General features: G+C 70.0%; 23 protein-coding genes. 16 read left to right on the plus strand and 7 right to left on the minus strand.

The features are described from left to right. Nucleotides 1–9: 9 nt before the first annotated feature. Nucleotides 10–591 carry an ArsR family transcriptional regulator gene (locus ABEA30_RS02835; protein ID WP_345578666.1) on the minus strand — a complete coding sequence of 194 codons (582 nt, stop codon included), beginning with the start codon at nucleotides 589–591 and terminating at the stop codon, nucleotides 10–12. Between the two features lie 47 nt (nucleotides 592–638). Between ABEA30_RS02835 and ABEA30_RS02840 the strand changes: the two genes are divergently transcribed. Continuing rightward, a complete protein-coding gene (locus tag ABEA30_RS02840) occupies nucleotides 639–1988 on the plus strand; it encodes a dipeptidase (protein ID WP_345578669.1) in 1350 nt (449 codons plus the stop codon). Here ABEA30_RS02840 and ABEA30_RS02845 read toward each other — a convergent pair. Next, the gene (locus ABEA30_RS02845) at nucleotides 1967–2371 is read right to left on the minus strand and encodes an NUDIX domain-containing protein (protein WP_345578672.1); all 405 of its coding nucleotides are present in this window, start codon (nucleotides 2369–2371) and stop codon (nucleotides 1967–1969) included. The two genes, ABEA30_RS02840 and ABEA30_RS02845, sit on opposite strands and share 22 nt — an antisense overlap. 60 nt (nucleotides 2372–2431) lie before the next feature. Between ABEA30_RS02845 and ABEA30_RS02850 the strand changes: the two genes are divergently transcribed. Further along, a complete protein-coding gene (locus ABEA30_RS02850; RefSeq protein ID WP_345578675.1) occupies nucleotides 2432–3913 on the plus strand; it encodes an aspartate ammonia-lyase in 1482 nt (493 codons plus the stop codon). On the opposite strand, the gene ABEA30_RS02855 is transcribed toward ABEA30_RS02850, so the two are convergent. Continuing rightward, nucleotides 3904–4794, minus strand: a complete 891-nt coding sequence (locus tag ABEA30_RS02855; RefSeq protein ID WP_345578677.1) for an NAD(P)H-dependent flavin oxidoreductase — start codon at nucleotides 4792–4794, stop codon at nucleotides 3904–3906. The two genes, ABEA30_RS02850 and ABEA30_RS02855, sit on opposite strands and share 10 nt — an antisense overlap. 476 nt (nucleotides 4795–5270) lie before the next feature. Between ABEA30_RS02855 and ABEA30_RS02860 the strand changes: the two genes are divergently transcribed. Continuing rightward, a complete protein-coding gene (locus ABEA30_RS02860) occupies nucleotides 5271–7211 on the plus strand; it encodes a sensor histidine kinase (protein WP_345578680.1) in 1941 nt (646 codons plus the stop codon). Beyond that, nucleotides 7208–7861 (plus strand): response regulator transcription factor, encoded by a 654-nt coding sequence (locus ABEA30_RS02865; RefSeq protein WP_345578683.1) that lies wholly within the window; start codon nucleotides 7208–7210, stop codon nucleotides 7859–7861. The genes ABEA30_RS02860 and ABEA30_RS02865 overlap by 4 nt, the downstream gene beginning before the upstream one ends. Here ABEA30_RS02865 and ABEA30_RS02870 read toward each other — a convergent pair whose 3' ends face one another. Continuing rightward, a complete protein-coding gene (locus ABEA30_RS02870) occupies nucleotides 7862–8116 on the minus strand; it encodes an HPr family phosphocarrier protein (RefSeq protein ID WP_345578686.1) in 255 nt (84 codons plus the stop codon). Between the two features lie 113 nt (nucleotides 8117–8229). Here ABEA30_RS02870 and ABEA30_RS02875 point away from each other — a divergent pair, with 113 nt between their 5' ends. Further along, on the plus strand, nucleotides 8230–9885 hold the full coding sequence (locus ABEA30_RS02875; RefSeq protein WP_345578689.1) for a phosphoenolpyruvate--protein phosphotransferase: 1656 nt from the start codon (nucleotides 8230–8232) through the stop codon (nucleotides 9883–9885). A gap of 13 nt (nucleotides 9886–9898) precedes the next feature. Here ABEA30_RS02875 and ABEA30_RS02880 read toward each other — a convergent pair whose 3' ends face one another. After that, entirely contained in the window at nucleotides 9899–11524 is a 1626-nt protein-coding gene (locus tag ABEA30_RS02880; protein ID WP_345578692.1) for a glycoside hydrolase family 13 protein, read from the minus strand. Then, nucleotides 11514–12515, minus strand: a complete 1002-nt coding sequence (locus tag ABEA30_RS02885) for a LacI family DNA-binding transcriptional regulator (protein ID WP_345578695.1) — start codon at nucleotides 12513–12515, stop codon at nucleotides 11514–11516. Before ABEA30_RS02885 ends, ABEA30_RS02880 begins: the two co-directional genes overlap by 11 nt. 299 nt (nucleotides 12516–12814) lie before the next feature. On the opposite strand from ABEA30_RS02885, the gene ABEA30_RS02890 reads away from it, so the two are divergent. From ABEA30_RS02890 to ABEA30_RS02905, 4 genes are all read left to right on the plus strand, one after another. Continuing rightward, nucleotides 12815–14113 carry a sugar ABC transporter substrate-binding protein gene (locus ABEA30_RS02890; RefSeq protein WP_345578698.1) on the plus strand — a complete coding sequence of 433 codons (1299 nt, stop codon included), beginning with the start codon at nucleotides 12815–12817 and terminating at the stop codon, nucleotides 14111–14113. 122 nt (nucleotides 14114–14235) lie between these two features. Next, nucleotides 14236–15807, plus strand: coding sequence for an ABC transporter permease subunit (locus tag ABEA30_RS02895; RefSeq protein ID WP_345578701.1), 1572 nt, complete (start codon nucleotides 14236–14238; stop codon nucleotides 15805–15807). Next, nucleotides 15807–16694 carry a sugar ABC transporter permease gene (locus ABEA30_RS02900; protein WP_345578704.1) on the plus strand — a complete coding sequence of 296 codons (888 nt, stop codon included), beginning with the start codon at nucleotides 15807–15809 and terminating at the stop codon, nucleotides 16692–16694. The genes ABEA30_RS02895 and ABEA30_RS02900 overlap by 1 nt, the downstream gene beginning before the upstream one ends. A gap of 59 nt (nucleotides 16695–16753) precedes the next feature. Continuing rightward, nucleotides 16754–17167 (plus strand): DoxX family protein, encoded by a 414-nt coding sequence (locus ABEA30_RS02905; protein WP_345578706.1) that lies wholly within the window; start codon nucleotides 16754–16756, stop codon nucleotides 17165–17167. On the opposite strand, the gene ABEA30_RS02910 is transcribed toward ABEA30_RS02905, so the two are convergent. Further along, nucleotides 17148–17753: a helix-turn-helix transcriptional regulator gene (locus ABEA30_RS02910; RefSeq protein ID WP_345578709.1), complete on the minus strand. Its 606-nt coding sequence runs from the start codon at nucleotides 17751–17753 to the stop codon at nucleotides 17148–17150. The genes ABEA30_RS02905 and ABEA30_RS02910 overlap by 20 nt on opposite strands. A 73-nt stretch (nucleotides 17754–17826) precedes the next feature. Here ABEA30_RS02910 and moaA point away from each other — a divergent pair, with 73 nt between their 5' ends. Genes moaA through narI form a run of 7 tightly spaced genes read left to right on the plus strand, consistent with a single transcriptional unit; the run spans nucleotide 17827 to nucleotide 26396 of the window. Then, nucleotides 17827–18825, plus strand: a complete 999-nt coding sequence (moaA, locus tag ABEA30_RS02915; protein ID WP_345578711.1) for a GTP 3',8-cyclase MoaA — start codon at nucleotides 17827–17829, stop codon at nucleotides 18823–18825. A gap of 21 nt (nucleotides 18826–18846) precedes the next feature. Next, nucleotides 18847–19086, plus strand: coding sequence for a MoaD/ThiS family protein (locus tag ABEA30_RS02920; protein ID WP_345578713.1), 240 nt, complete (start codon nucleotides 18847–18849; stop codon nucleotides 19084–19086). A 3-nt stretch (nucleotides 19087–19089) separates the two neighbouring features. Then, nucleotides 19090–19680, plus strand: coding sequence for a molybdenum cofactor guanylyltransferase (gene mobA / locus ABEA30_RS02925; RefSeq protein ID WP_345578716.1), 591 nt, complete (start codon nucleotides 19090–19092; stop codon nucleotides 19678–19680). Nucleotides 19681–19735: 55 nt separating this feature from the next. Continuing rightward, entirely contained in the window at nucleotides 19736–23449 is a 3714-nt protein-coding gene (locus ABEA30_RS02930; protein ID WP_345578719.1) for a nitrate reductase subunit alpha, read from the plus strand. After that, nucleotides 23449–25029, plus strand: a complete 1581-nt coding sequence (narH, locus tag ABEA30_RS02935) for a nitrate reductase subunit beta (protein ID WP_345578722.1) — start codon at nucleotides 23449–23451, stop codon at nucleotides 25027–25029. The genes ABEA30_RS02930 and narH overlap by 1 nt, the downstream gene beginning before the upstream one ends. Next, nucleotides 25030–25641 (plus strand): nitrate reductase molybdenum cofactor assembly chaperone, encoded by a 612-nt coding sequence (gene narJ / locus ABEA30_RS02940; protein ID WP_345578725.1) that lies wholly within the window; start codon nucleotides 25030–25032, stop codon nucleotides 25639–25641. After that, on the plus strand, nucleotides 25638–26396 hold the full coding sequence (gene narI / locus ABEA30_RS02945) for a respiratory nitrate reductase subunit gamma (protein WP_345578728.1): 759 nt from the start codon (nucleotides 25638–25640) through the stop codon (nucleotides 26394–26396). Before narJ ends, narI begins: the two co-directional genes overlap by 4 nt. Nucleotides 26397–26401: the final 5 nt, after the last annotated feature.

Raw genomic sequence — 26401 nt, forward strand, 5'->3', positions numbered from 1 at the left:
CCTAACGCGCTACTGCGACAGGGGGAGCGGGACCAGCGCGCCGTCGCGGACGGTCCGGGTGAAGCCGGTGGTGGGATCGTCCCACTCGTCCCGCGGGAGCACGGTGAGGTTGACCTCCCGGCGCAGCACCGCCGTCGCCTCCGCCTGCACCTTGGCGGCCGCCCGCCGGGTCACGGCGCCGATCACCAGCACGTCCACGTCCTCCGGGAAGGGTCCCGGCTCGCCGAGGCGCCGCGCCGCCCACGAGCCGTAGAGGTAGGCGGCCTCCAGCCCCTTGAGCCTCGACAACAGCTCGGGCAGCACCGCGGGAGGCCCGTAGGTGAGCGTGAGCAGTTCGGTCAGCGAGGGCGTCAGCGGATGGGCGGGGTTGCACCGCACCAGCCGAGCCCGCCCGATGCGCCGCTCCAGGAGGAGCCCAGCCGTGGCCAGCCGCTCGACCTCGGCGTGCACGGTGCTCAGGCCGGCGTCGAGCAGCCCGGCCAGCTCCGTCAGCGTGTGCTCGCGGTCGGGATGCAGGAAGACGGCGGCGAGCAGTTCGCCCTGCAGGTCGGTGCGCAGGAGCGGGGCGATCGCCGGTGGCCGTTGTTTCATGGAAACAGAATACTTCTTCGGTCAACGGGAAGGAGTAGGCTGGGCGCATGAGCCTGCACGACCGCGTCAACCACGTCCTGCCGTCCGTCCTCACAGACCTGGAGCGCCTGATCGCGATCCCGTCGATCTCGTCGCTGCCCGAGCACGACGACGACGTGCTCACCGCCGCGGAGGCAGTCGCCGAGTTGCTGCGCGGCGCCGGCTGCCCCGACGTCCAGTTCCTCGAGGCCGGCGGCAAGCCCGCGGTGTACGGCCACTTCCCCGCGCCGGAGGGCCAGCCCACGGTCCTGCTGTACGCCCACTACGACGTGCAGCCCATCGGCGACCCGGACGCCTGGACCACCCCCGCCTTCAGCGCCACCGAGCGCAACGGCCGCCTCTATGCCCGCGGCTCCGCCGACGACAAGGCGGGCTTCGCCGTCCACCTCGCCGCCCTGCGCGCCTTCGACGGCAGGCCGCCGGTGGGCGTGAAGGTCTTCGTCGAGGGCGAGGAGGAGATCGGCTCCCCGTCGATGAAGCAGCTGCTCGACCGGTTCCCCGAGGAGCTCGCGGCCGACGTCTTCGTCATCGCCGATTCGATGAACTGGACGGTCGGCCAGCCGGCGCTCACCACCACCCTGCGCGGCCTCATCGACGCCGTGGTCACCGTCTCGACGCTGGAGTCGGGCGTGCACTCCGGCCAGTGGGGCGGCCTCGCGCCCGACGCGCTGACCACGCTGTGCCGCGTGCTGGCGACCCTGCACGACGACGAGGGCAACGTCGCGATCGAGGGGCTCGCCGTCGACCCCGAGCCCGCCGTCGACTACGACGACGACGCGCAGCTGCGCGCCGAGGCGGGCATCCTCGACGGCGTGCGCTGGATCGGCGAGGGCAAGGCGTCGGCCCGCATGTGGACCAAGCCGGCCTGCTCGGTGCTGGCCATCGACGCGACCCCGGTCAAGGACGCGTCCAACACCCTCATCCCCTCGGCCCGCGCCAAGGTCAGCGTGCGGCTGGCCCCGGGCGACGACCCCGTCGCGGCCGAGCGGGCGCTGCGCGAGCACCTCGCCAGGCACACGCCGTGGGGCGCGCACATCGACATCCAGTCGGAGCGTGGGGGAGCGGGCAGCCGCACCACGCTGGACGACGAGCGCGCCCAGGCCGCCGTCGCCGCCATCACGGAGGCCTTCGGCGTGGCACCGGTGGAGACGGGCATCGGCGGCTCGATCCCGATCGTGGGCGAGTTCGCGGGCCGCAACGACGGCGCGCTCGTGCTCGTCACGGCGGTGGTGGACCCGACGTCGCGCATGCACGGCATCGACGAGTCACTCGACCTGGGCGACTTCGCCAAGGCGGCGCTGGCCGAGACGCTGTTGCTGCAGAACCTGTCGGCCGGTCACCCCAGCGTCTCGACGTAGAAGCGGCCCTCGACGAGGTGCGCGTGCAGCGCAGCCGGGAGCCAGGGCAGGCAGTCGTCGGGTAGCGCGTCCAGCGCGAACCAGGCCAGCTCCGACGTGGCCTCGCCCGGCGCCAGGCTGCCCTGCCACGCCGTCGACTCGAAGAAGAAGTTGAAGCCCCCCGCCCAGCGTTGCAGGCCGACGTGGGCGAGGTTGGCGACGGCGAGCCCGGCGCCCACCTCCTCCTCGGCCTCCCGCACCGCCCCCACGACGGCGGGCTCACCGTCCTCGATGTGCCCGCCCGGGAGGTTCCACAACCCGTCGGCCAGCGCAGTTCCGCAGCGGCGGGCGAGCAGGACTCGGCCCCCGCCGTCGCGCAGGATCACCCAGGCGATCAGTTCCATGCCCCCCAGCCAACCATGTCGGGTAGCGTGACAGTGTTGCTTTCCAGTGAGGGAGGGGCCGTGGTCCGCATCGAGCGCGATTCATTGGGCGAGCGGGAGATCCCCGACGACGTCTACTGGGGCATCAACACTGCCCGGGCGGTGGAGAACTTCTACATCAGCCGCCGCCAGATCAACGTGTACCCGGACCTCATCGTCGCGTTCGCCCAGGTCAAGCAGGCTGCGGCCCGCGCGAACCGCGACATCGGCGTACTCGACCGGGAGCGGGCCGACCTCATCGACAGGGCCGCGCAGGACATCATCGACGGCGAACTGCACGACCAGTTCATCGTCGGCGTCATCCAGGGCGGGGCCGGGACGTCGACCAACATGAACTTCAACGAGGTGATCGCCAACCGCGCGCTCGAACTCGCAGGCCGGCCGCTGGGTGACTACGACTACATCTCGCCCAACGACCACGTGAACAGGTCGCAGTCGACCAACGACACCTACCCGACGGCGGTCAAGCTGAGCCTGGTCTACGCCATGGGCCGCCTGACGCAGGAGATGCGGCTGCTGCGCAACTCGTTCGCGGCCAAGGGCCGCGAGTTCAAGGACGTGCTGAAGGTGGGCCGCACCCAGTTGCAGGACGCCGTGCCCATGACGGTGGGCCAGGAGTTCCGGGGCTTCTCCACCACGTTGGGCGAGGACATCGACCGCATCGAGGACGTGCTGCCCCTGCTGCAGGAGATGAACCTGGGGGCCACGGCCATCGGCACCGGCATCACGGCGCCGGAGGGCTACGCGCGCTCCGTCATCCGGCACCTGCGGGTCATCACCGGTCACCCCGACCTGCACAACGGGCCGGACCTCATCGAGGCCACCAGCGACACCGGCGTGTTCATCTCCGCGTCGTCGGTGATGAAGCGTGCCGCGATGAAGCTCAGCAAGATCTGCAACGACCTGCGCCTGCTGAGTTCGGGCCCGCAGGCCGGCCTGGGGGAGCTCAACCTCCCCGCCGTGCAGGCGGGCAGTTCGATCATGCCGGGCAAGGTCAACCCGGTGATCCCGGAGGCGGTCAACCAGGTGGCGTTCGTCATCGCGGGTGCCGACCTCACCGTCTCCTTCGCAGCGGAGGCCGGGCAGCTGCAGCTCAACGCGTTCGAGCCGGTGATCGCCCACGTGCTGCTGCAGAACTCGACGTGGCTGAGGCGCTCGGTGCGCACGCTGCGCATCAACTGCGTCGACGGCATCACCGTCAACGGCGACCGCCTCGAACAGCAGGTGTCGACATCGGTGGGGGTGGTGACGGCGCTGATGCCGAGGCTGGGCTACCTGCACGCCAGCCAGATCGCCAAGGAGGCACTGCGCAGCGGCCGCTCGATCCGGGATCTGGTGCTCGCCGAGGGCAAGCTCACAGAGCAGGAGATCGACGACGCGCTCGACCCCGCAGACCTGTCCGGCGGGCTGTTCGACACGGGGCGCCTGCCCGCGATGACGCCGGAGCTCATCGCCCAGATGGAGGAGCAGTTGGACGCGGCGGACCGCCGCGATCAGGCCTGAGCCAGCCGCGCCATCGCCTCGTGGTACTCCGCCTCGAGCCGGTCCACGAGTTCCCCGACGGCGGGCACGTCGTGGATCCCGGCGACGCCGTGCCCGGCGGACCAGATGTCGCGCCACGCGGTGTACTCGTCGCGTGACGCTGCGCCGGCGGCGGCGAGGCTGGCCGCCAGGAAGTTGGCCGGGATGGAACTGACCTCGGGCGTGTAGACGATGTCGGCGGCGCCAGCGGCGACGATCTGCTCGCGGTAGGCGTCGGAGGCCAGCGATTCGGCCGTCGCGACGAAGCGGGTGCCCATGTAGGCGAGGTCCGCGCCCAGCACGCGCGCCGCCAGCACGTCAGCACCGCTGGTGATGCCACCGGCCAGCGCGATGACGCCCCCGAACCAGGGGCGCACCGAGGCCATCAGGGCGAACGGGTTGGTGGTGCCGGCGTGTCCGCCCGCCCCGGCCGCCACCAGGATCAGCCCGTCGACGCCCGCGGCCGCGGCCTTGCGGGCGTGCCGCAAGGTCGTCACGTCGTGCAGCACGAGCCCGCCGTAGGAGTGCACCGCCTCGACCACGTCCGGCACGGCGCCCAGCGAGGTGATGACCACCGGCACGCGGTGCTCGACGAGGGTGTCGAGGTCGGCGTGCAGCCGCGTGTTGCTGGCGTGCACGATGAGGTTGACGGCGTAGGGGGCGTCGGAGTCGGTGAGTTCGCCGTCGATCCGGTGGAGCCACTCGCGCAGCCCCTCGGAGCTGCGCTGGTTGAGGGCGGGAAACGCGCCCAAGACCCCGGCACGGCAGGCGGCGATCACGAGGTCCGGCCCCGACACCAGGAACAGCGGTGCCGCCACCACGGGCAGCCTGAGCCTGCTGGCAAGGGGTTCAGGTAGTGCCACGGGTGTCTCCTAGCGTCGTTGCCGGGAGCCCCACCCTAGCCTCTCGCGCTGTCATCCGAACGGACGACTGTACCGATCCGGGCATCGATGGTGGAGTAAGGGCAGAGTCGGGCGCATCTGGGGGGTCCACTCTTCGAGGGTGGTGTCCCTGGCCGTTTGGGGGAGACCAGGGCCACCACCCTCACACAGCCATTAGGGTGACCCTGTGGCACTGGAGACAACAGCGCCCAGAGACACATGGGGTGGGCGTCATAGGCCGCGGGAAGTCCTGCGGCCTTGGCCGCGTTCCGGCCAGGCCACGATCGAGCGGCCCATCGAGATCGCCGTGGCGGCCATCGCCATCCTGGGCATCCCCAAGCTCGTCGGCGGCATCGTCCCGGAGGACCCCACGTACCTCCTGATCGCGCTGGGCGTCCTGGGCACCGCGCACGTCCTGGTGGCCGTCGACTGCCTGTGGTTCCGCAAGCTCGCCCTGGGTGGTCATCGGCCTCACCGTCGTCGGCACGGTGGTCATCGTCGTCGGCCAGCTGATCGAGGACCCGGGAGGCGCCGGGCACTGGCGCACCGACGCCTGGTACGGCACGTTGTTGACCTATGCCATCGTGCTGCGCGGGAACCGCCGGCAGTTGGCGGTGCTGCTGGGCACGTTCGTCGTCGGGCTGCTGACCGTCGTCGCGCTGCAGGAGGTCGAATGGGGCCCCCAGGTTCGCAGCCTGGCGTACACCCTGAGCGGGCTCGGCGTGCTGGTCGTCGCCCGGTTGGTGACGATCGCCATCACCGAGGAGTACCTCGCCAGCCGCCAGCAGCGCGTGGAGCAGGAGGAGCAGGCCGGCGAGTCCGCCGCCCGCTCGGAGGCACTCGCCGGGCTGCGTCGCGAGATGCACGACTCCCTGCTGCACGCGCTGCAGCGGATGGGCGCCAGCTGGAGCACGGCCAGCGCCGAGGAGATCCGCGCCTCGTGCGAGGAGGCCCGCTCCCGGCTGGCCCAGATGCCGGAGCCGCTGGGCGAGGACCATCCCGTCGACGTCTGCCAGCTGCTGCACCGCTCGCTCAAGCCCAGGCGGCAGGTCATCACCTGCGATCCCGAGGTGCTGATCGTGCCCCGCTCGGTGGCCCAGGCCGTCGTCGCCGCCACGCGCGAGGCCGTCCGCAACGCGATCAAGCACGCCTCCTCGGTGCCCGAGGTGCAGCTCGTGCAGCGGGGCGGCAGCGTCAAGGTCACCATCAGCGACGACGGGCCGGGCTTCGACGTGGCCGCCGCCCGCAGCCGCGGCTCGCTGGGCCTGGAGGGCTCCGTCGTGCAGCGCATGGCCGCCGTCGGTGGCGAGGCGGTGGTGCGTTCCGGCTCGGAGGGCACGACGGTGGAGTTGCTGTGGCCCGCGCCGCCGCCGCAGCCCGGTGGCCTGGGGGCCAGGGCGCGCCGGCTGATCTCGTGGATGCCGTGGCCCCTGGTCGTGGCCAGCGTGCTGCACATCCTCACGCTCGAATGGCCGGGCGCGGCCTTCCCGCTGGCGATGGCGATCATCGTGGCCGCACTGATCGGCGTCGGCTCGCTGCGGATGCGCCGCGAGGGGCTGGACCCCTGGCAGGCCGCCGTCCTCTGCGCCGTCGGCATGCTCACCTTCGTCGTCAACTACTCGGCGGTGCAGGGCGGCCCGAGCACCGACTGGGACCTCTGGGCGCCCTCGCTGGTCTCCGCGCTGCTCATCATCAGCCTGCCCGGGCAGCCGGTGCGGGTGGCGGTGCCGCTCGCGGGCATGGTGCTCGTCGGCGCCGTCACGACGAGCTGGCTGACGTTGGGGTGGCAGTCGACCATCGGGTCACACTTCGGCGGCATCCTCGCGGTGCTGCTCTACACCGTCGTCACCCTGGTGGTCACCTACGCTGCCCAGACGGTGTCGCGGCACCTCCACGTCACGCGTCGCCTCGCGGCGGCGGCGGAACTGCGCAGGCAGGCCGCCCTGGTGCGCGACGGCGTCTGGCACGGCTGGCTCGCCAGGGCGGAGAAGCTCACGGGGCCGTTCCTGGGCGAGGTCGCCAGCGGCGCCCGCGACCCGTTCACGCCGGAGACGCGTGAGCTCGCATCCCGGCTGGGCGCCCGGATGCGCGACGAACTGCGGCTGTGGCCCGGACCTCTCGGCCTGGCGGCGGAGTTGGACCGGCTCCGCGGCCTGGGGTGGGACGCCCGGCTGCTGGTGGGCGACACCACCCCGGTGTCCGACGACCTGGCGGCGCTGCTCGGCACGCTCGGCGCGCCAGCGGAACCCGAGGCCCAACTCCTGGTCTCGGCCGACGACCGCGGTGCCACCGTCACCGCCACCCCCGCCATCGCGGTGGCCCCCCAGCTGCAGCGCTGGCTCAGCGTCGACGACGAGGACTTCACCCAGTTCAGGACCAGCAGAGGAGCGCTGCCGTGACACACCATCCGCCCATCCGAGTGGTCGCGCTCGACGACCACGATTTCATCCTGCGTTCGCTGGGGGAGCTGTCGCAGCTCGCGCACGGCGAGCTGGAGATGGTGGGTTCGTTCACGGACCCCGACCGGCTGCTCGCCGAGGTCGACGGCCTGCGGCCGTCCGTCGCCGTGGTGGACCTGTTCCTCAACGGGCGCATCTGCGGCCACGAGACCATCGAGGCGCTCGCCGCCAAGGGCATCTGGAGCATCGCGTTCACGGCCGAGCATCGGCGGGTGCCCGTCATGCTGGCCATGCAGGCGGGCGCGCGGGGCCTGGTGCTCAAGTCCGACCCCGTCGCCGCGCTGGTGCAGGCCATCCGCGACGTGGCCGACGGCGGCTGGTCGCAGAGCAGCGTCATGGCGGCGACCTTGCTGCAGGAGGCCGAGAGCGTGCCCAGCCTGTCGCCCCAGGAGCTGCACTGCCTGCGGCTGGCGGGGGAGGGCGTGCCCGTCAAGGCCATCGGCAGGCAGTTCGACCCGCCGATCTCACTGAGCTCGGTGAAGACCTACCTGGCCCGCGCCTACGAGAAGTACGCCGCCGTCGGTCGGGAGGTCGTCAACACGACGCATGCTGCGCTGGAGACGGCCGGCGACGGCTGGTTCGACGTCTAGCTACTCGTCGAGGTCCTGCTCGATCATGCCCGCGATCTCGTCGACCGCGCTCTCGTTGTCCGAGGTGACGGTCACCTCGTGGCCCTTCTCGGCGCCCAGCGTCATGATCAGCAGCGACGAGGCTGCATCGACCGACTCCCCATCCATGGAGAGCGTGATGTCGTCGTCGTACTCCCCGGCGGCGGCGGCGATCAGGGCGGCGGGACGGGCATGCAGTCCCACCGCCGACCCGACGGTCACGGTCTTGCTCGGCACGAGCGGCTCCTTTCCTGGCCCAAGCGCGACTTTGCGCGGACTCGGCCCCAAGCATAGCGAGCACCCGAAAGTGGAAGTACATTGACTCCCGTCGACGAAGATAGGGGGACGCCATGACCGATGTCGTTCGCGGCACTGGAGTCGTTGCCGGGGTCGTGAAGGCGCCGGTGGTGTGGAAGCGGCCGCATCTGGCACCCCCCACGCCCCTCTACGCCCTCCCCTCCGACCACCGCGAGGCCGAGGCCGAGGAGTTCATGCAGGCGGTGCAGACCGTGGCCGCCGGGTACGAGGAGCGGGCCCGCCGCGCCAAGGGGGCGGCCGCCAAGGTGCTGATGGCCACCGCCCAACTGGCGAGCGACCGCGGCTGGGTGCGGCCCGCGCTGAAGGCGATCGCCGACGGCGTGCCGGCGGCCACCGCCGCCATCAACGCCATCGAGTCGATCGCTGCCACGTTCCGCCGCCTGGGTGGCGTGATGGCGGAGCGGGTCTCCGACCTCGGCGACATCCGCGACCGCGTGGTCTCCCGGCTCTCCGGCGAACCCGAGCCCGGCGTGCCGATGCCCGAGCAGCCGTCGATCCTCCTGGCCGACGACCTCTCTCCCGCGGACACCGCGGACCTCGACCTCGACCTGATCATCGCGATCGCCACCAAGCTCGGCGGCCCCACCAGCCACACCGCGATCATCGCCCGCCAGCGCGGGCTGCCCTGCGTGGTGGGCGTGCCGGACCTCCAGACGATCGGCGACGGTGACGTCGTCCTGCTCGACGGGGCCGCCGGCACCCTCACCAGGAGGTTGTCGGAGGTCGACGCCGACGCGCTGGTGCAGGCCGACGCCCGCCGTCGGGCCGCCATCGACGGGTGGGCAGGGCCGGGCGTCACGGCCGACGGGAAGGCGGTGCAGTTGCTGGCCAATGTCGCCGACGGTGCGGCCGCCCGCGCTGCTGCTGTGGGGCCGGTCGAGGGCGTGGGCCTGTACCGCACGGAACTGGGCTTCCTGAACTCGTTGACCGAGCCCACCATCGACCACCAGGCCGACACCTACGCCGAGGTCCTCGACGCGTTCCCGGGCCGCAAGGTCGTGGTCCGCACGCTCGACGCGGGCACCGACAAGCCGGTGCCGTTCGCGTCGCTCGCGGACGAACCCAACCCCGCGCTCGGCATCCGTGGCCAGCGGCTGGCGATCACCCGGCCCGGACTCATCCGGCGGCAGCTGGACGCGATCGCCATGGCCGCCATGGGCCGCGACCCCCGGCCATGGGTCATGGCCCCGATGATCTCGACGGTGGACGAGGCCGCGCGCTTCGCCGAGGAGTGCCGCGCGAGGGACCTGTTCGCGGGCGTCATGGTCGAGGTGCCCGCCGTCGCCCTCCTGGCGGAGGAGTTCCTCAAGGTGGTCGACTTCGTCTCGATCGGCACCAACGACCTCACGCAGTACGTGATGGCCGCCGACCGGCTGGCGCCGGACCTGGCCCACCTCACCACGCCGTGGCAACCGGGACTGTTGCGACTGGTCAAGATGACGGCCGACGCGGGGCTGAAGCTCGGCAAGCCCGTCGGGGTCTGCGGCGAGGCCGCAGCCGACCCGGCCATGGCCTGCGTGCTGGTGGGCATGGGCATCACCAGCCTGTCGATGGCGGCCGCGGCGGTGCCCGCCGTCGGCGTGCAGTTGTCGAAGATCACCACCGAGCGCTGCCGGCGCGCCGCTGAGGCGGCCCTCACGGCGGCGACCGCCACTGACGCACGGTCAGCGGCGGTCGCGGAACTGTAGTTGGTCTAGGGCGTCACTCCGCGACCAGCCAGACTGAGGCGTCGGTGGGCAGCGTGCCGCCGTCGAGCTCGGTGCTGGACAGGGCCACCGAGTAGCCCTCGGGCAGCGGCACGGGGGTGCCGAGCACGTTGGTCATCACGCGGACCCGCCCGTTGTCGAAGGCGACGACGTGCTCGCCGGCCTGCACCCAGTCGAGCGAGCCGGCCCCCAGGCCGAGTTCGCCCCGGAGGCGCAGGGCATCGTGGTACAGCTCCCACGTCGACCCCTCGACGCCGACCTGCTGGTCGACGGCGAGGTCCGCGTACTCGGCCGGCTGCGGCAGCCACCGCGCACCGTTCGGGGAGAAGCCGAGCGCCGGCTCGCCGGCCGACCACGGCATCGGGATGCGGCAGCCGTCGCGGCCGACGCGGGTGAACTCCGAGCGGAACCACGTGGGGTCCTGACGCAGTTCGTCGGGCAGCGTGGTGTGCTCCGGCAGCCCCAGTTCCTCGCCCTGGTACAGGTAGGCGGAACCTGGCAGGCCGAGCATCAGCAGCGCCGCGGCACGGGCCCGGCGCAGGCCCACCACGTTGTCCGGCTGCTCGTCCTCGGAGCCGAGGCCCTCGTGGCTCGAGCCGGGGTCAGACAGGCCGAAGCGGCTGACGCTGCGCACCACGTCGTGGTTGTTGAGCACCCAGGTGGTGGGGGCACCGACGGCGCCGTCGGCGGCCAGCGTGCGGGAGATCTTGGTGCGGTACTCCTCGGCGTCCCACCGGCTGTCGAGGAACTGGAAGTTGAACGCGGTGTGCATCTCGTCCGGGCGCAGGTACAGCGCGAGGCGCTCCGGGTCGGAGACCCAGGCCTCGGCGACGAGGCTGCGGTCGCCGTCGTACTCGTCGAGGATGCTGCGCCACCGGCGGTAGATGTCGTGCACGCCGTCCTGGTCCCACATGGGGCCGGAGAGGTCGTCGAGCATGGCCTGCTCCTCGTCCCAGTCCGGCAGGCCCTCCTCCTTGACCAGCGCGTGCGCGACGTCGACGCGGAACCCGTCGACGCCCTTGTCCAGCCAGAACCGCAGGATCTCGTCGAAGCCCTCGCGGACCTCGTTGTTGCTCCAGTTGAGGTCTGGCTGCTTCACGTCGAACAGGTGGAGGTACCACTGGCTGCGCTCGCCGTTGCCGGCGGAGTCGTCGACGCGGGTCCACGCCGGGCCGCCGAAGACCGACTTCCAGTTGTTGGGCGGCAGCTCGCCGTGCTCGCCCAGGCCGTCGACGAAGTGGTAGCGCGCCCGCTCCACCGAGCCGGGCTCGCTGGCGAGGGCCTGACGGAACCACTTGTGCTCGTCGGAGGTGTGGTTGGGCACGAGGTCCACCAGCACCCGGATGTCGAGCTCGTGGGCCCGGGTGATGAGCCGCTCGGCGTCGGTGATGTCGCCGAAGAGTGGGTCCACGCTGAAGTAGTCGGCCACGTCGTAGCCGCCGTCGGACATCGGGGAGGTGTAGAACGGCGACAGCCACACGGCGTCGACGCCCAGTTCCCGCAGGTACGGGAGCCTCTCGATGATGCCCGGCAGGTCTCCGTAGCCGTCACCGGTGGAGTCTGCGAACGAGCGGGGATAGATCTGGTAGATGACGGCGTCACGCCACCATTCAGCTGCCATGGTGTGGTCCTGTGGATTGACGAATGATGAGATCGGGATGGAAGAACATCTCCGTGGGATCAGTGGGTAGGCCCCGGATCGCGCTCAACAGCGCACCGACGGCGGCCTGGCAGAGAGCGGCCACCGGCTGTCGGACCGTGGTCAGCCCGGGAGACGTGAAAGCCATCACTGCCGAGTCATCGTAGCCGACGACCGAGACATCCCCCGGGACGTCGAGGCCACGCGCGTGGGCCTCGCGGATGACGCCCAGCGCCATGAGGTCGGAGCCGCAGACGATGGCGGTGTGGCCGGCGTCGAGGAGCCGGGCCGCTGCCGACTGGCCACCCTCGACGCTGAAGATGGTCGACACGATGCTGCCCCGGGACATGCCCTGCGCCAGGAACGCGTCGATCTTGCGCTGCGCGGGCTGGTAGCGCTGCTGGCCGACGGCGAGCCCGATCTTCTCGTGGCCGAACTGGCGCAGGTGCGCCAGCGACATGGCCACCGACTCGGCGTCGGAGGTGGAGAAGAACGACCCGTCGATCGCGGGGTCGTGGGCGTTGATGAACACCGCGGGCACGCCGGCGGCGATGAGCCGCTGGTAGTGGTCGTGCGCCACCAGCTTGTCGGCGAGGGTGCCGGAGACCGAGAGGATGCCTGCGATCTCCACGCCCAGCAGCGCGTCGAGGTAGGCGACCTCGCTCGTCGCGCCGGGGCCCGCGGTGCACAGGATCATGTGCCGTCCCGAGGCGGACAGCTGCAGCGAGAGCTCTGCGGCGAAGGCGGCGAACCCGGGGTTGCCCAGCTCGGGCACCATGACGGCGATGAACCCCTCGTCGGAGCCGCCGGTCTGGTCCTCGACGTTGTAGCCGAGCGCCTCGATGGCGCCCAGCACCGTCTGCCGGGTCGACTCGGCCACGCCCGGCTTGCCGTTGAGCACCCGGGAGACGGTGGCGGTGGAGACTCCCGCGGCTAGTGCGAGGTCGGCGAGTTTGGCGCCCTGGGGGATCACGTTGCCTCCTCTCCGTTGAAAAGACCTGTGCGCTGCAACTGATCAAGTACGGGCCATCCTGCAACATATTGCAATGGCTTGCAAGCGCTTTGCAGAAACTCCCGCACAACTTCCGAAATGTCGATGGTGAGCGTTAACACCGTCGTCGGATGTCTGACGGCTCGCGCGCCGCCGGCCGTGAATCCCTTCGTTACGGAAGTGTTATGCAAGGGACTTGCAAGCTTTGCAAAAACCGTTACGATCGTGTCCAAGCGGGTCAGCACCGACGCGGCCCCACCAGAAACCCAAGGAGAAACCACATGCGCAAGCACCTCCTCGCCGTTGCTGCGGCCGGGCTTTCGCTCACGCTCGTCGCCTGTGGCGGCGATGCCGGCGACACGGGCACCACCACCGAGCCGACCACCGATGAGACCACGACGGCAGCCGAGACCTCGCCCACTGCGGAGGAGTCGACGGAGTCGACGCCCGCCGAGGCCACCGGCACCCTGACCATCTGGGTCGACGAGACCCGCATCGACGGCTTCAAGGCCCTCGGCGAGGCGTTCCAGTCGTCGACCGGCGTGACGCTCGACGTCGTCCAGAAGCCCTCGCAGGACATCAAGACCGACTTCATCGCCCAGGCCCCCACCGGCCAGGGCCCCGACCTCATCGTCGGCGCGCATGACTGGACCGGCGACCTCGTCAAGAACGGCGTCATCTCCCCGGTCGAGCTCGGCGACAAGGCCGACGCCTTCTCCGAGGTCTCGCTCCGCGCGTTCACCAACGGTGGCCAGGCCTACGGCGTGCCGTACGCCGTCGAGAACATCGCCCTCGTGCGCAACAACGCCATGGTGCAGGACACCCCGGCCACGTTCGACGAGCTGATCGCCCAGGGCAAGGCCGCCGAGGGCGCCGAGTTCCCGATCGTCATCCAGCAGGGCCCCGACGGCGACGCCTACCACCTCTACCCGATCCAGACCTCGTTCGGCGCCTCGGTCTTCAAGACCGACGCCAACGGCGACTACACCGCCGAGCTGGGCATGGAGGGCCCCGAGGGCCTCGCCTTCGCCGAGTACCTCAAGAAGCTCGCCGACGAGGGCGTCGTCTCCGTCGCCATGGGTGGCGACCAGGCCAAGCAGGCCTTCCTGGACGGCAAGACCCCGTACATGATCACCGGCCCCTGGTGGACCACCGAGTTCACCGCCGCCGACATGGACATCTCGGTCCTCCCGGTTCCGTCGGCGGGCGGCCAGCCCTCCGCCCCGTTCGTCGGCGTGCAGGGCGTGTTCCTCTCCTCGCAGTCCGAGAACGCCATCCTCGCCGGCCAGTTCATCGACTACATGGCCACCAAGGAGGCCCAGGACAAGCTGTTCGAGACCGGCGGTCGCCTGCCGGCCCTGACCGAGTCCGCCGACGCCGTCTCCGACGAGATCCTCGCCGGCTTCGGTGAGGCAGGCAAGGACGGCCAGCCCATGCCCGCCATCCCCGAGATGGGTGCCGTGTGGCAGTTCTGGGGCGGCGCCGAGGTCAGCATCATCAACGGCCAGGCCGCCCCGGCCGACGCCTGGAACGCCATGAACGCCAACATCAAGGAAGCCTTCAGCTCCACCGAGGGCTGATCGACGACCGACGACCTGGACCGGGGGCCGCACCGCAGCGCGGTGCGGCCCCTTTCCACCCCCACGCCCCGCGCAGCCCCTAGAGTCCTGTCCATCCCGCAACGAAGCGAAGGAACACAACTGTGAGCAGTTCGACCGACCCCTCGCCGCGGCTCTCCCATGCGCGCGACATCTCGCGCCCGGGTTTCTACGTGAAACTCGTCCTGATGATGCTGGTCAACGCGCTTGGCCTCTACGGCATCCTGGCCAGCTACGGCCAGCAGGAATGGGGAGTCCTCATCTTCCTCATCCTGGCCCTCGTCGTCGTCGACTACGTGTACTTCTCGAAGCGTGCCGTGCCGGCGAAGTACCTCGTCCCGGGCCTGCTGTTCCTGATCGTGTTCCAGATCTACGTCATGGCCAACACCGCGTTCGTGGCGTTCACCAACTACGGCGACGGCCACAACGACGCCAAGGCCCCCGCGATCACGCAGATCATGAAGACGGCGGACCGGCGCGTCGAGGGGACGCAGACCTATCCCGTCACGGTGCTGGACCGCGAGGGCGAGGTGGCGTTCGCGGTCGTGCAGGACGGCGTGGCCAAGGTCGGCGACACCGACACCCCGCTCGAAGAGATGGCCGACGCCACCGTCGACGGCGACAAGGTCACCGAGGTGCCCGGCGCCCAGGTGCTCAGCCTCGCCGAGATCCAGCAGCGCCAGCGCGAGGTGCTCGACCTCCGGGTCTCCGTCACCGACAACCCCGACGACGGCTGGTTGCGCACGGACAACGCCGCCATGGCCTACGTCGCGAAGTCGCTGCTGTCCTACGACGAGGCCACCGACACCTTCACCGACCCCGAGGGCAAGGTCTACGCCGCCGACGAGTCGCGAGGCCTGTTCGTCGCCGAGGACGGCCAGGCGTTGACGCCGGGCTGGCGCGTCACGGTCGGCTTCGAGAACTTCACCACCATGTTCACCGACGGGAGGCTGGCCGGCCCGTTCTTCAAGGCGCTGGGGTGGACCTTCGCGTTCTCGATCCTGTCGGTGCTCAGCACGTTCGCGCTGGGCCTGCTGCTGGCAGTGGTGTTCAACGACCCGCGGGTCAAGGGCCGCACGCTCTACCGCGCCCTGTTCATCCTCCCGTACGCCTTCCCCGGCTTCCTCGCAGCGCTGGTGTGGCGGGGCATGCTCAACAGCGAGTTCGGCTTCATCAACGAGGTGCTGCTCGGTGGCTGGTCGGTGCCCTGGCTGACCGACGGCCTGCTCGCCAAGCTGGCCATCCTCGGCGTGAACCTGTGGTTGGGCTTCCCCTACATGTTCCTGGTGGCCACCGGCGCGCTCCAGTCGATCCCCGGCGAGCTGACCGAGGCGGGCGTCATGGACGGGGCCGGCCCGTGGCGCCGCTTCTGGTCCATCACGCTGCCGCTGTTGCTGGTCTCCGTGGCGCCGTTGCTGATCGCCAGCTTCGCGTTCAACTTCAACAACTTCTCGCTGATCTTCATGTTGACCGGCGGCGGCCCGAACTATCCGGGCGCACCGTGGCCCATCGGCGAGACCGACATCCTCATCTCGATGGTCTACGCCATCGCGTTCGAGGGTGGCAACCGGATGTTCGGCCTCGCCAGCGCGATGTCGATCCTCATCTTCGTGGTGGTCGGCCTCATCTCGTGGTTGGGCTTCCGCCAGACCCGCAAGCTCGAGGAGATCATGTGATGGCCAGGAAGCTAGCCAACGGCGACAACGACACCCGCCTCCGCGGCGGGCGCTGGTGGGCACAGGTGGGCTGGAAGCACGTCTTCGCAGTCGTGGTGATCGTCTACTGCGTGCTGCCGATCCTGTACGTGCTCTCTGCCTCGCTCAACCCCGGCGGCACGCTGACCGGGTCGAACAGGCTCTTCCGCGCCATCAGCAGCGTGCACTACGAGCGCCTGTTCACCACCGACTTCACGAAGTGGATGATCAACTCGTTCTACGTCAGTTCGGTCACCGCCGTGGGCACCGTGCTGATGGGCGCCGCGGCCGCGTACGCGTTCAGCCGCTTCCGGTTCAAGGGCCGCCGCGGCGGGCTCACCGCGCTGCTGATCATCCAGATGTTCCCGCAGATGTTGGCGTTCATCGCCATCTTCCTGCTGGCGCTGACGCTGGGTGAGATCTTCCCGGCGCTCGGCATCGGATCACACCTGCAGCTGATCGCCGTCTACCTGGGCGGCGCGCTGGGCGCCAACACCTTCCTGATGTACGGCTTCTTCAACACCATCCCCATGGACATCGACGAGGCCGCCCGCATCGACGGCGCCACGCACGCGCAGATCTTCTGGGGCATCATCATGCGGCTGGTGACGCCGATCCTCGCGGTGGTGGGCCTGCTGAGCTTCGTCGGCTCCTACGGCGAGTTCATCCTGGCCAAGGTCATCCTCGCCCGGCCCGAGAACTACACGCTGGCCGTCGGCCTGTACGTGTGGGGATCGGACGAGCGCAACGCGCCGTGGGGCCTCTTCGCGGCGGGCGCGGTGATCGCGGCCATCCCGATCATCCTGCTGTTCATGTACCTGCAGAAGTACATCGTCTCCGGCCTGACGGCGGGCGGCGTGAAGGGCTGACTGTCCGGGACCGGGCGTAAGGTGGCACCCATCACCCACCAGTCACAGGAGGACGTCCCATGGCAGGCTTCGTCGCCCGGTCCCTACTCAGCTCGATCTTCATCAGTGGCGGCCTCGGCGCCGTCCAGGCCCCCGGGCCGCGCAGCGCCACCGTCATCAACGCCGCCAAGAAGCTCAACGTGAACCTGGCGGAGGCGGAGGCCGACACGGTCGTCAAGCTCAACGGGGCCACCATGGTGGGGGCGGGGGCGACGGTGGCGCTGGGCATCTTCCCGCGCCTCTCGGCCGCCACGCTCATCGCATCGCTGGTGCCCACCACGCTGGCAGGTCACCCGTTCTGGGAGATGGAGGCCGGTCAGGCCCGGTCCATGAACAAGATCCAGTTCTTCAAGAACCTGTCGATCATCGGCGGCCTGGTGTCCGTGCTGCTCTCGCCCGGGAAGGCGAAGAAGGTCACTGCGCGTCGACGGTGAGCGTCGCCCGGCACACCCTGGGGCCCACCTCGAGGCGGCCGACGGTGAACCTTGAGCCCTCGGTGATGCCGTCGAGCAGGCCCTGGTGGACGGAGCAGACCAGCGGGAGCTGCTCGGCGTCGATGACGTCCCGGAACGGGCAGCGCGTGAACGCCAGCCCGTCGCTGGTCTGCGCCACGCCGAAGCCGCGCTGCCCCAAGTGGGTCTTCAGCCCTTCGAGGTCGAGTTGCTCCGGCTCGCGGGACTTCGCGCCCCACGTGCGGCCGGCGTGCCGGGCGCGTTCCGTGCCGTCGGATTCCGGCGCGACGAACTCGCCCAGCAGCACGTTGGCGAGCTCGAGCAGGTGCTGGTTGCCGATGGTGGGGGACTCGCTGGTGGCGGAGTACAGCAGTGGGGGGCGGCCCGTGCGGCCGCTGGACTGGGTGGCACGTTCGGCGAAGCCGGCCTCGACCAGGGCGTCGAGGTGGAAGCGGGCCGAGTTCTTGTGCAGGTCCAGCTGGTTGGCCACCGCGCCCACCGTGAGGGGGCCGCTGGTCGACTGCAGGAGAGACAGTACCCGGGAGCGGGTTGGGCCAAGACCATGCATCACGCCATTTAAACACAGCCTTGTGGAGGATTAACACGAGGGGTCTGGTGAAATGCCGGGTACCATTCGCAGCATGCTGGTTGACGGGTACGGACGCACGGCACGCGATCTCCGCGTGTCGCTCACGGACCGTTGCAACCTCCGCTGCACCTACTGCATGCCGGCGGAGGGCCTCCAGTGGCAGCCCGTCGAGCAGACGCTCACCGACGACGAGATGGCGCGCGTCATCAAGGTGGCGGTGGAACGGCTGGGCGTGACCCGCATCCGCTTCACGGGCGGGGAACCGCTGCTGCGCCCCGGGCTCGAGCGCATCGTCGCCGCCGCCGCGTCGCTGACGCCGCGGCCCGAGCTGGCGCTGACGACCAACGGCCTGGGCCTCGACAAGCGGGTCGACGCCCTGGCTGCGGCGGGGCTCGATCGCGTCAACATCTCGCTCGACTCCCTGGACAGGGAGCGCTACGCCCGCCTCGCGCGCCGCGACCGGCTGCCGGACGTGCTCAAGGGCATAGAGGCCGCGCACCGCGCGGGCCTGTTGCCCGTCAAGGTCAACGCGGTCATCATGCGCGGCGTCAATGAGCCCGACATCGTGCCGCTCGCCCAGTTCTGCCTCGAGCGGGGCTACGAACTGCGCTTCATCGAGCAGATGCCGCTCGGGCCGAAGGGCGAGTGGGACCGCGAGGCGATGGTCACGGCGGAGGAGATCCTGGGTGCGCTCCAGGAGAGGTTCTCGCTCAGCGCGGCGGAGGAGCCCCGCGGCGCGGCGCCCGCCCAGCTGTGGCGGGTGGCGGCGGACGCCACCCAGCCCGGCGGCCGCGTCGGCGTCATCGCGTCGGTGACGCACCCCTTCTGCGGCGACTGTGACCGCACCCGCGTCACCTCGGACGGCCAGGTGCGCACCTGCCTGTTCTCCCGCACCGAGACCGACCTGCGCGCCATCCTGCGCGGCGGCGGCTCCGACGAGGACCTGGTTGCCGCCTGGACCGGCGCCCACCGCGCCAAGCCACGGGCGCACGGCATCGACGACGTCGATTTCGTCCAGCCAGACCGCACGATGAGCGCCATCGGCGGCTGACACACATGAGGAGATGAGCCAGTGGAGGTCCGGTTCTTCGCCGGCGCTGCCGAGGCGGCAGGCGCCGACAGCCGAAACATCGACGCGGCGGGGCTGACGGCCGCGCAGGTCGTGGAGCAGCTCGCCGAGGGCAACGAGCGCCTGGCGAAGGTGCTGGAGGTCAGCGCCCTGCTGGCGGACGGCACCCGCATCAACGACCGCAGCTCCGACCTGTCCGAGGTCAGGTCGCTCGACGTGCTGCCGCCGTTCGCCGGGGGATAGGCCGTGCTCGCCGCCATCGTGCTGGGCGGGGGCCGCTCGGCCCGGATGGGCACGGACAAGCTCGCGCTGAGGCTCGGCGGCGCCACCCTGCTGGACCGCACCTGCGCGGCCGCCGCGCGCGTCGCGGGCCGCGTCGTCGTGGCCGGGCACGAGCGGCCAGGGCTCGACGTGGAGTTCGTGCTGGAGGACCCGCCGTTCGGTGGGCCGGTCGCGGGCATCGTCGCCGCGGCCGCCTCGCTCGACATCCCTGCGCGCATCGCTTCCGGTGGCGATTCGGACTGGGTGGTCATCCTCGCCGGGGACCTCGCCAACCCCCGGGCCGTCGTCGACCTGCTCGCGGCTGCGGAGCCCGGGCCCGACGGTGTGGTCCTGGTCGACGACGAGGGCTGGCCCCAGTTCCTCGCCGGGCGCTACCGGCTGGCGGCACTGCGCCGGGCCCTCGACGCGGCGGGTGGTGCGCGGGACACGTCGGTGCGCCGGTTCTTCGCCGGCCTCGACCTTGCGAGGGTGCCCGCCCCGCCGTCGGTCACGGCTGATCTCGACACCCCGGAGGAGTTCGCTCAAGCGCGTTGCTTGTTCTACGACACGCCGTAAGACATAATTTCCAAAATGTCATACAAATGGTCCCCGGTGCAGGCAGACTGTGCGCATGAGCACTGATTCCGCGCGCCTCGACGGCCCTGCGTCAAACGCCCTGTTGAAGCTGGGGCGGTACTTCACCGATTGGGAGACGACGGACGACGAACGGGCGGTGTTCCGTGAGGGCGGCCGCGAGGGCGACGTCTTCTACCGCGACCGTTGGAGCCACGACAAGGTGGTGCGTTCGACCCACGGCGTGAACTGCACCGGCTCCTGCTCGTGGAAGGTGTACGTCAAGGACGGCATCATCACGTGGGAGGCGCAGCAGACGGACTACCCGACGACGGGCCCTGACAGGCCGGAGTACGAGCCCCGCGGCTGCCCGCGCGGCGCGGCGTTCTCCTGGTACACCTACTCGCCCACGCGGGTGCGCTACCCGTACGGGCGCGGCGTGCTCATCGAGATGTACCGCGAGGCGAAGAAGCGCCTGGGTGACCCTGTCGAGGCCTTCCGCGAGATCTCCACGGACCCGGCCAAGCGGCGCCGCTACCAGCAGGCCCGCGGCAAGGGTGGCCTCGTGCGGATCAGCTGGGACGAGGCGCTCGAGATCGCCGCGGCCAGCTACGTCAACACCATCAAGCACTACGGACCCGACCGCTGCGTCTCGTTCTCGCCCATCCCGGCGATGAGCCAGGTCAGCCACGCCATCGGCACCCGTTTCACGCACCTCATCGGCGGCGCGATGACCAGCTTCTACGACTGGTACGCCGACCTCCCCGTCGCCTCGCCCCAGGTCTTCGGCGACCAGACCGACGTGCCGGAATCCGGCGACTGGTGGGACGCCACGTACCTCATGATGTGGGGCTCCAACGTGCCGGTGACGCGCACGCCCGATGCCCACTGGATGGCCGAGGTGCGCTATCGCGGCACCAAGGTGGTCACGGTCTCGCCCGACTACGCCGACAACGTGAAGTTCGCCGACGAGTGGCTGCCCGCGCAGGCCGGCACCGACGCCGCGCTGGCCATGGCGATGGGCCACGTGATCCTCAAGGAGAACTTCGTCGACCGTGAGGTGCCGTACTTCCGCGACTACGTGAAGCAGTACACCGACCTCGGCATGCTGATCACGCTGGTCGACCACCCCAACGGCCACGGCCTGACCGCCGGCAAGTTCCTCACCGCGGCTGACCTGCCCGAGCACGCCGACAAGCCCGACGCCGCGTTCAAGACCGTCATGTGGGACCGGGCCGCGGGCGCACCCGCCGTGCCGAACGGCTCGATGGGCTTCCGCTACAACGAGGACGGCGCCGGCCAGTGGAACCTGGAACTGGGTGAGATCGACCCCGCCATGACGATGCTCGGCGAGGCGGATGCCCAGGGCGTCGAGGTGGCGCTGCCGGTGTTCGAGGACCCGAAGGGCGTCGGCTCGATCATCCGCCGCGGCGTGCCGGCCAGGCGGGTGGGCGACCACCTCGTCACCACCGTCTTCGACCTCATGCTCGCGCAGTACGGCGTGGGCCGCGACGGCCTGCCCGGCGTGTGGGCGAAGGACTACGACGACGTCGACTCGCCGTACACGCCCGCGTGGCAGGCGGAGATCACCAGCGTGCCCGCCGAGGCCTGCATCCGCACCGCCCGCGAGTTCGCGCAGAACTCGGAGGAGTCCCAGGGCCGCACGATGATCATCATCGGCGCCGGCATCTGCCACTGGTTCCACGCCGACACCACCTACCGCTCGATCATGGCGCTGCTCATGCTTACGGGCTGCATCGGCAAGAACGGCGGCGGCTGGGCCCACTACGTCGGCCAGGAGAAGTGCCGCCCCATGACGGGCTGGTTCAACATGGCCAACGCCATGGACTGGTCGCGCCCGCCGCGTACCATGATCGGCACCGCCTACTGGTACATGCACACCGACCAGTGGCGCACCGACGGCTTCTCGGCGGACAGGATCAAGTCGCCGTTGTCGACCGGCAGCCTCGACGGCGTGCACACCGCAGACGCGGTGGCCCTGTCGCACCGGCTGGGCTGGATGCCGTTCTACCCGCAGTTCGACGCGAACCCGCTGGACCTGGCCGACGAGGCCCAGGCCGCCGTCGACCGGGGCGATTTCGCCACGCCGCAGGAGTACGTGGCGGCCAAGCTGAAGTCGGGAGAACTCAAGAGCGCGGTGGAGGACATCGACGCGCCGCAGAACTGGCCGCGCACGATGATCCTGTGGCGCTCGAACCTCTTCGGTTCCTCGGCCAAGGGCAACGAGTACTTCCTCAAGCACCTGCTCGGCACGCACAACAACGTGATGGAGAATCAGCACGGGGCAGACCTGCGGCCTGAGGTGGTGCAGTGGCACGACGAGGCGCCGGAGGGCAAGCTCGACCTGCTGATCACCGCGGACTTCCGCATGACCAGCTCCACCCTGCTGAGCGACATCGTCTTCCCGGCCGCCACCTGGTACGAGAAGTACGACCTGTCGAGCACCGACATGCACCCGTACGTCCACGCGTTCACTCCGGCGATCGACCCGCCGTGGGAGACGAAGTCCGACTTCGACGTGTTCGCCGACCTCGCGACGAAGTTCTCCGAGATGGCCAAGGGCCGCCTCGACACGCGCAAGGACCTGGTGGCCGTGGCCATGCAGCATGACACGGCGGGCCAGCTGGCCCAACCCGGCGGCACCGTCCCCGACTGGCGCGGTACCGACCTGCCGGCGGTGCCGGGCAGGAACCTGCCGGTGCTGCAGGTGGTGGAGCGCGACTACACCGCGATCGCCGACAAGCTGCTGACGGTCGGGCCGCTGGCGGAGAAGCTGGGCTTCACCGTCAAGAACATCACCTACGACGTGTCGCACCAGGTGGACAAGCTCGCCAAGATGCACGGTGTCTACCCGTCCGGCCCCGCCGAGGGTCGCGCGGCGATCAACACCGACAAGCGCCTGGCCGAGGCCATCCTGATGTTCTCGGGCACCACCAACGGCGAACTGGCCACGCAGGGCTTCCGCAACCTCGAGAAGAAGACCGGCCGCAAGCTGGCAGATCTGGCCGAGGGCAGCGAGGAGCGGCAGATCACGTTCGCGCAGACGCAGCAGGCGCCGCAGCCGGTCATCACCTCCCCGGAATGGTCCGGCTCGGAGACGGGCGGCCGCCGCTACGCGGCGTTCACGATCAACGTGGAGCGGCTCAAGCCGTGGCACACGCTGTCGGGCCGCATGCACTTCTTCCTCGACCACGACTGGATGACCGACGCGGGCGAGAACCTGCCGACGTTCCGGCCGCCGCTCGACATGTCGGCCGCCTACGGCGAGCCCGAACTCGGGCCCACGGGGGCGAAGCAGATCACGCTGCGCTACCTGACGGTGCACAACAAGTGGTCCATCCACTCCGAGTACCAGGACAACCTGTTCATGCTCAGCCTGGGCCGCGGCGGCCCGCAGGCGTGGCTCAGCGTCGCCGACGCCGCGTCGATCGGGGTGCGCGACAACGACTGGATCGAGCTCACCAACGCCAACGGCGTGTTCGTGGCCCGGGCCGTCGTCACCCCGAAGCTGCCCGACGGCATCTGCTACGTGCAGCACGCGCAGGAACGCACCATCGACGTGCCGAAGTCGGAGGCCACCGGCCGCCGCGGCGGCATCCACAACTCGGTGACGCGCATCCTGCTCAAGGCCACCCACCTCATCGGTGGCTACGCGCACCAGGCGTACGCGTTCAACTACATCGGCCCCACCGGCGTGCAGCGCGACATCGTGTCGACGGTCCGCCGCCGCTCGCAGGAGGTTCAGTACTGATGGCAAGGCAGCGTCGTGTCATGGCCCAGGTGGCCATGGTGATGAACCTGGACAAGTGCATCGGGTGCCACACGTGCTCCGTGACGTGCAAGCAGGCGTGGACCAACCGCGCCGGCACCGAGTACGTCTGGTTCAACAACGTCGAGACCCGCCCGGGGCTCGGCTACCCCCGCACCTACGAGGACCAGGAGAAGTGGCAGGGCGGCTGGGTCCGCACCAAGTCGGGCCGGCTCAAGCTGCGCTCCGGCGGCAGGTTCAAGAAGCTGCTGAGCATCTTCGCCTCGCCGGTACAGCCCGAACTGTCCGACTACTACGAGCCGTGGACCTACGACTACGAGAACCTCATCCAGGCCCCGCTCGGCGACGACTTCCCGGTGGCGCGCCCGAAGTCGCTCATCACGGGCGACAACATGGCGATCACGGCCTCGGCCAACTGGGACGACTCCCTGGGCGGCATCCACGAGACCCTCGACGAGGACCCGATCGTGCGCAAGCTGCGCGACGAGGCCAACATCAAGATCAAGGCGGAGTACGAGAAGACCTTCATGTTCTTCGTGCCGCGCATCTGTGAGCACTGCCTCAACCCCTCCTGCATGGCCGCGTGCCCGTCGGGCGCCATCTACAAGAGGGCCGAGGACGGCATCGTCCTGGTGGACCAGGACAAGTGCCGCGGCTGGCGCCAGTGCATCACCGGCTGCCCGTACAAGAAGATCTACTTCAACCACCGCTCCGGCAAGGCCGAGAAGTGCACGTTCTGCTACCCCCGCCTCGAGGTGGGCCTGCCGACGGTGTGCTCCGAGACCTGCGTCGGACGGCTGCGCTACATCGGCATCATCCTGTACGACCCCGACATGGTCACCAAGGCCGCGCTCGTCGACGACCAGGACCTGTACGAGGCCCAACTCGACCTCATGCTGGACCCGAACGACCCGGACGTCATCCGCGACGCCAAGGCCAACGGCATCCCGTCCGACTGGCTGGAGGCCGCGCAACGCTCCCCGGTGTATGCGCTGATCAAGCACTTCAAGGTGGCGCTGCCGCTCCACCCGGAGTACCGCACGATGCCGATGGTCTGGTACGTGCCGCCGCTGTCGCCGGTGGTCGACCTGCTCAAGGAGCAGGGCCACGACTCGGAGGCCGGCGGCAACCTGTTCGGCGCCATCGACACGCTGCGCATCCCCTTGGAGTACCTCGCGGAGCTGTTCACCGCGGGCGACGTCGAGGTGGTCAGGCTCGTGTTGCAGAAGCTCGCCGCCATGCGCTCGTACATGCGTGACGTGACGCTCGGCCGCGAGCGGCAGCCGGAGCTGGCGCACGCCGTCGGGATGGAACCGGAGGCGATGGAGCAGATGTACCGGCTCCTGGCCATCGCCAAGTACGACGACCGCTACGTCATCCCGAAGGCCCACCGCGAACAGGCCCACAACCTGGAGGAGATGGGCTGCTCGCTCGACTTCGAGGGCGGCCCCGGGGCGGGCGGCGACGGCCCGTTCGGTTCGTCCTCCGGACGCGCGGTGCCCGTGGCGATCGAGAGCTACGCCGCCGCCAAGGCCCGCCAGACCGACCCGAGCGGGGCGTAGATGAGCGCAGTCGTCTTCCAGGCCGCGGGTCTGCTGCTGACCTACCCGGACGAGCAGCTGCTCGACCGGCTCGACCTGATCGAGGAGGCCGTGGCCACCACCGCCGCGGCGCCTGACTTCGCACCCACGATCGCGCACCTGCGGTCGCAGCCGCTGATGGAGCTGCAGTCGTGGCACGTGCAGGAGTTCGACCTGTCGCGCCGCCACGCGCTGCACCTGACGTACTGGACCGACGGCGACACCCGTCGTCGCGGCGAGGTGCTGGCGGCGATCAAGCAGACCTACCGCGACTCCGGCCTGCTGGTCGACCTCGACGGCGAACTGCCGGACTTCCTGCCGATGGTGCTGGAGTTCGCCGCCGTCGGCCACCCCGAACTCGGCGTGGCGCTGCTGAACAAGTTCCGTGCCTCGCTCGAGCTGCTGCGCATCGGCCTTGCCGAGGACAAGCTGCCCCAGGAGGGGCTGCTGACAGCGATCTGCCGCGAGCTGGGCGGTGCCTCGCCCTCCTCGCGCGCCGAGGTCCGTGACCTGCTGGCCGGACCGCCCACCGAGACAGTCGGCGTGGAGAACACCTTCCTGCCGTACCCGACGATGCAGGGAGCCGTCCGATGAATTTCCTTCTCTGGGGCGTGCTGCCCTATGTCGTCCTCCTGGTGCTGGTGGGGGGCCTGATCTGGCGCTACAAGTTCGACCAGTTCGGCTGGACGACGCGCTCGTCGCAGATGTACGAGTCGAAGCTGCTCAAGGTCGCCTCGCCGCTGTTCCACTACGCGCTGATCGCGGTGCTCATCGGGCACCTCGTCGGCCTACTGGTGCCGAAGGCGTTGACCGACTGGGTCGGCATCGACCAGCACATGTACCACCTGGGTGCCTACTACGGTGGCGGGCTCGCCGGGCTGGCGCTCGTCGTCGGCCTCGCAATGCTGATCTGGCGTCGTCGTCGGACGGGGTCGGTGTTCAACGCCACCACCTGGAACGACAAGATCATGTACCTCGTGCTCGCCGGCGTGATCGGCATGGGCATGGCGGCCACGCTGACCGGCGGCATGTACGCCGACGGCACCGAGCACAACTACCGCGAGACCGTCTCGGTGTGGTTCCGCTCGCTGTTCGTCCTCCAGCCCGAGGTCGAGGCGATGGGCGCCTCCACGTGGCAGTTCCAGGTGCACGTGCTGATCGGGCTGCTCCTGTTCGCGATCACGCCCTTCACCCGCCTGGTGCACGCGTTCTCGGCGCCGTTCCACTACCTGTTCCGCCCCTACATCGTGTACCGGTCCCGCGACACGTCGCCGCGCCCCTCCGCCACGCGCACGGGCCGCGGCTGGGAGCCGGTCGGCACCCGCGACAACGAGCAGACCCGACGCTAGAGAGA

The organism is Tessaracoccus lubricantis (assembly GCF_039544535.1).
Lineage (GTDB): Bacteria > Actinomycetota > Actinomycetes > Propionibacteriales > Propionibacteriaceae > Arachnia > Arachnia lubricantis.

Bases quoted from the DNA above. Each gene is read 5' to 3' on its own strand.
- ABEA30_RS02835 (WP_345578666.1), bottom strand. From the start codon at position 591: ATGAAACAACGGCCACCGGCGATCGCCCCGCTCCTGCGCACCGACCTG.
- ABEA30_RS02840 (WP_345578669.1), top strand. From the start codon at position 639: ATGAGCCTGCACGACCGCGTCAACCACGTCCTGCCGTCCGTCCTCACA.
- ABEA30_RS02845 (WP_345578672.1), bottom strand. From the start codon at position 2,371: ATGGAACTGATCGCCTGGGTGATCCTGCGCGACGGCGGGGGCCGAGTC.
- ABEA30_RS02875 (WP_345578689.1), top strand. From the start codon at position 8,230: ATGACCGATGTCGTTCGCGGCACTGGAGTCGTTGCCGGGGTCGTGAAG.
- ABEA30_RS02880 (WP_345578692.1), bottom strand. From the start codon at position 11,524: ATGGCAGCTGAATGGTGGCGTGACGCCGTCATCTACCAGATCTATCCC.
- ABEA30_RS02890 (WP_345578698.1), top strand. From the start codon at position 12,815: ATGCGCAAGCACCTCCTCGCCGTTGCTGCGGCCGGGCTTTCGCTCACG.
- ABEA30_RS02900 (WP_345578704.1), top strand. From the start codon at position 15,807: ATGGCCAGGAAGCTAGCCAACGGCGACAACGACACCCGCCTCCGCGGC.
- ABEA30_RS02905 (WP_345578706.1), top strand. From the start codon at position 16,754: ATGGCAGGCTTCGTCGCCCGGTCCCTACTCAGCTCGATCTTCATCAGT.
- ABEA30_RS02910 (WP_345578709.1), bottom strand. From the start codon at position 17,753: ATGCATGGTCTTGGCCCAACCCGCTCCCGGGTACTGTCTCTCCTGCAG.
- moaA (WP_345578711.1), top strand. From the start codon at position 17,827: ATGCTGGTTGACGGGTACGGACGCACGGCACGCGATCTCCGCGTGTCG.
- ABEA30_RS02930 (WP_345578719.1), top strand. From the start codon at position 19,736: ATGAGCACTGATTCCGCGCGCCTCGACGGCCCTGCGTCAAACGCCCTG.
- narH (WP_345578722.1), top strand. From the start codon at position 23,449: ATGGCAAGGCAGCGTCGTGTCATGGCCCAGGTGGCCATGGTGATGAAC.
- narJ (WP_345578725.1), top strand. From the start codon at position 25,030: ATGAGCGCAGTCGTCTTCCAGGCCGCGGGTCTGCTGCTGACCTACCCG.
- narI (WP_345578728.1), top strand. From the start codon at position 25,638: ATGAATTTCCTTCTCTGGGGCGTGCTGCCCTATGTCGTCCTCCTGGTG.